The sequence below is a fragment of the Mycolicibacterium elephantis DSM 44368 genome (genome assembly GCF_004014805.1).
Classification (GTDB): Bacteria; Actinomycetota; Actinomycetes; order Mycobacteriales; family Mycobacteriaceae; genus Mycobacterium; species Mycobacterium elephantis.
Window position 1 is genome coordinate 1 of record NZ_ATDN01000075.1, and the last position, 402, is coordinate 402.

Annotated in this window: 1 protein-coding gene; it reads left to right on the top strand. The window is 63.9% G+C overall.

All coding sequences use genetic code 11. The features are described 5' to 3' along the window. Window positions 1–13 precede the first annotated feature (13 nt). Window positions 14–402 (top strand): DUF222 domain-containing protein (locus MELE44368_RS24810; protein ID WP_164890223.1); only part of this gene is annotated, 389 nt, incomplete at its 3' end.

Sequence of the window (402 nt, forward strand, 5' to 3'; positions counted from 1 at the left end):
TATGTTCGAAGTGGTGTCGGATGCGGAGCTCATCGACTACATGGGTGAGGAGACCCGTGAGGAGTCGGCGGCGATGGGTCGGCGCCTGGCCGCGGTCGGTGAACTGTTCGCGCGCCGCGAGCAGGAGTATCAGGAGGCCAAGTTCTATTTCACCGATGTGACCGCGGCGGTGGCCGCCGAGATCTCCCCGATCCAGAACATCAGTCATGCCCGGGCGGTGGCCCAGGTCGGGCTGGCCAGGACGTTGCGTGAGCGTCTGCCGCGCATCGCCAAGGTGTTTTGCAGTGGGGTGATCGATTATCGGATGGTGGCGGCGATCATCAACCGCACCGACAACGTCGAGGACGCGCGGATCGGCGCCCTTGATGAGGCGTTGGCGCGCCATGTGCACAAGTGGATGAA